General features: G+C 49.2%; 3 protein-coding genes and 1 pseudogene. All 4 read right to left on the bottom strand.

Annotated elements, in window-relative coordinates:
* Window positions 1-134 (bottom strand): annotated as a pseudogene (locus ACLR2L_RS19555) (RNA polymerase sigma factor FliA); the annotation flags it as partial.
* A 2-nt stretch (window positions 135-136) separates the two neighbouring features.
* Window positions 137-997: a MinD/ParA family protein gene (locus tag ACLR2L_RS19550; RefSeq protein WP_140956077.1), complete on the bottom strand. Its 861-nt coding sequence runs from the start codon at window positions 995-997 to the stop codon at window positions 137-139.
* The gene (flhF, locus tag ACLR2L_RS19545) at window positions 994-2304 is read right to left on the bottom strand and encodes a flagellar biosynthesis protein FlhF (protein WP_413370616.1); all 1311 of its coding nucleotides are present in this window, start codon (window positions 2302-2304) and stop codon (window positions 994-996) included. Before flhF ends, ACLR2L_RS19550 begins: the two co-directional genes overlap by 4 nt.
* 92 nt (window positions 2305-2396) lie before the next feature.
* Window positions 2397-3501 (bottom strand): FHIPEP family type III secretion protein (locus tag ACLR2L_RS19540; RefSeq protein WP_413370614.1); only part of this gene is annotated, 1105 nt, incomplete at its 5' end.

Here is a 3501-nt window from a genome sequence, read left to right as displayed (position 1 = left end):
AGGTCGTCTACAAGCACACTGGATGGCAAGCGCGCCATTAAGTGATGGGCTATACGCTTAACCAAGGAAGCATGTCGCTCAACCAGTTGCGCTTTGTCTATTTGCTGTTGATACGCTGCGGCTCTGCTATTCACAGTCAGTTACCTGCCACCTTACCTGCAACCAGTTGTTCTACAAAAAATTCCAAGTGTCCTCCCGGCTGAGCGGGAATCGGCCAGCTTGCCGCCTTGGCAGCTAACTGGCTAATGGCTACCGCAGCTGGTGATGCTGGAAACGCATCAACAATAGCACTTTGTTTGCGCACTGCCCGGCGAATATTTTCGTCAAACGGTACCGTTGCCACTAATTCTAATGCAACATCCAGAAAACGCCCGGTCACTTTTGATAATTTACTGAATAATTCCTGTCCTTCCCGAATATCGCGCACCATATTCGCAACAATTTTGAAGCGGAATACGCCGTAATCGCGGTTCAGAATCTTTATGAGGGCATAGGCATCAGTAAGTGAGGTGGGCTCATCACATACCACCACGAGTATATCCTGGGCAGCTCGGGAGAAGCTCAATACCATGTCAGAAATACCGGCAGCGGTGTCAACAATCAACACATCTACTTGTGAACGCAACTCGCTGAACGCGCGAATTAACCCGGCGTGTTGAGTAGGAGATAGTTCAGTCATCGACTGTGTACCAGATGTCGCAGGCGCAATTTTAATACCATGGGGGCCGGTAACCAGCACCTCATCCAGGGTGCATTCGCCAGACAACACGTGAGAGAGGTTTTTCTCTACCCGCAGACCTAACATGACATCAACGTTTGCCAGGCCGAGGTCAGCATCTAATACCATAACCCGTTTGCCCTGCTTTGCCATCGCAATAGCAGTATTCAGGGTAATATTGGTTTTCCCTACGCCACCTTTACCGCCCGTTACGGCGATAACTTTGATTAATCGAGACTGATTCATCTTTCTTAAGCTACTCGCTTGGTCTTCAATCATACTGCCTGTGCTGAATTTACTGCTGTATTGTCATTAGTATGATTCAATCCATACTTTTTATAAAGCTTTGCTGCTAAAGAGATTATAGATTTTGCATTTGCCACATGAATATCTTCTGGCACCTGCTGTCCATCGGACACGTAACTCACCGGAAGCTGCGCTTCAATGACGCTACTGATCACCTCTCCCAAACTATAGCATTCATCTAACTTAGTGATGATGCAACCCTGTATATCAATGCTGCGGTATGCGCCTATGATATGCTTTAGTGTAGCCTGTTGCGTATTGCCCTGCACAACTAAATAATTTTTTATTGTTTGTCCACCCGCTTGTTGGAAAGTAGCTAACTGACTGATTAAACGGCTATCACGCTGGCTAAAGCCCGCAGTGTCTACCAAAACCAGTCTTTTGTCGCGGAATTGAAACAATAAATCGGCCAGTTGCTCACCTGATTGCGCTTTGCGCACCGGACAACCAATAATTTTTCCGTAAGTAGCTAACTGCTCGTAGGCCGCAATACGATAGGTATCAATGGTGATTAATGCAACCTGTTCGGCACCATATTTTTGCGCATATTTGGCTGCCAGTTTTGCAATTGTCGTGGTTTTACCGGTGCCTGTTGGACCTACCAGGGCTACTACGCCTTTCTGAGTGAGGATATCATCATCGTTTGTCATTAATCGATTAGACAGAAGTTTGAGCAGGTACAACCACGACTCACGCTCATTCGCCTGGGCCGGTGCATAACTCACCAACTGACGGGCCAGTGAGGCAGAAATACCCATGTCGATCATTTGTTGATTCAGAAAACGCTGAAGTGGCTTCACGCGTGACTGGTGCTGTTGCTGCATATCCGATAGTTGGAACTGTAATACATTGCGCAATGAGGCCAGTTCGGCTCGAATATCGTCCAATCCACTTTGCGGGGCGTCTGATGTAACATTGTGCTCAAACGGCGATTCCATATCTGATTCGAATCCACCCAACGTTTTTTTAGCGGTAACCGGCGCGGTGTGGCTGCGCGCTGACGTTACCGCTACCGGCGTCGGTGTAACTGATGGTGCAGGATTGCCGCGTTGATTACCCGCTTGCTTTTCAAGCAATTCACGTAAACTGTCCGGGCCATCATCGCCAATAATCTCGCTCAGTGTGGGCAACGGCTTGTTACCTGAGTGCGCGGGCTTGCCAGACTGGGGTTTTGACGCCTGCAAATCCAGCCGTGCAGCAGGCTCTTTGTCGTAAGCAGCAACCAGTTCCACGCCGTCTGCCACTTTGCGATTAGACATAATTACCGCATCGGCACCCAGCTAATGCTTTACCTGATTTAGCGCTTCGCGCATGTCTTTGCCAAAAAAACGTCTGATTTTCATAATGACCTCATTGAATCGGGTGCGTCAGATTATTGACCCACCGATGCCACAATTTTTACCTGCTTGTCGTCGGGAATTTCCTGATAAGACAACACATGCAGCCCGGTTACTGCGTTTTTCAGGAATCGGGATAACACCGGACGCAACATGCCCGATGTCAATAATACTGCGGGCTCACCCGCTAATTCCTGCTGCTGAGCGGCTTGTTGAAGCGACTGTTGCAGACGCTCAGCCAAGCCAGGTTCAATACCAGCGCCATCTTCGCCACCGGCTTGCAATGACTGATGCAACATTTGCTCCAACTCTGGCGCCATTGTAATGACAGGCAATTCGCGGCCACCATTGTTGATTTCCTGAACAATCAGGCGTTTCAGTGAAATGCGTACTGCCGACACCAGCACATCCGGGTCCTGGCTCTTCGGCGCGTATTCTGTGAGTGTTTGCACTATCGTGCGCATGTCGCGGATGGGTACGCCTTCATACAACAGGGTTTGCAATACTTTTACTACGGTAGCCAGTGATACCAGGTCTGGCACCAGACCTTCCACCAGCTTAGGATTGTGTTTTGCCAACATGTCCAATAACTGTTGCACTTCTTCAAAGCCCAGCAACTGGTATGCATTGGTGGTTAACAACTGGCTTAAATGGGTTGCTATCACGGTAGCAGCATCAACTACTGTGTAGCCTAATGTTTGGGCATGTTCACGCTTGCCGGGTCTTATCCACACAGCATCGAGCCCGAACGCGGGATCTTTTGTGGCACGCCCCTCCAGCTTGCCAAAAACCTGCCCCGGATTAATCGCCAGTTCTTCATCGTGACTGACTTTGGCATCACCGATGGTCACGCCCAGCATGGAAATGTTGTAGGCGTTGGGATCCAAATCCAGGTTATCGCGGATGTGCACCGGCGGAACCAAAAAGCCCAATTCCTGTGACAATTTTTTACGCACGCCTTTGATGCGGCTTAGCAATTCTCCGCCCTGAGCTTTGTCTACCAACGGAATCAGACGGTAGCCAACCTCAAGACCAATGGTATCCACATGCTGTACGTCGTCCCAACCAAGTTCTTTGACTTCGGCAGGCGTTTTGTCCTGATCAATTACAACGGGTTTAGGTGGCTCTTTAGCGCGTTGT

This window comes from Alteromonas sp. AMM-1 (assembly GCF_047290655.1).
Taxonomy (GTDB): Bacteria; Pseudomonadota; Gammaproteobacteria; order Enterobacterales; family Alteromonadaceae; genus Alteromonas; species Alteromonas mangrovi.
Note: the sequence above shows the minus strand (reverse complement) of the source record. Positions and strands in the feature narration are given on the sequence as shown.

Coding starts and splice junctions, on each gene's coding strand:
- ACLR2L_RS19550 (WP_140956077.1), bottom strand. CDS start 997: ATGATTGAAGACCAAGCGAGTAGCTTAAGAAAGATGAATCAGTCTCGA.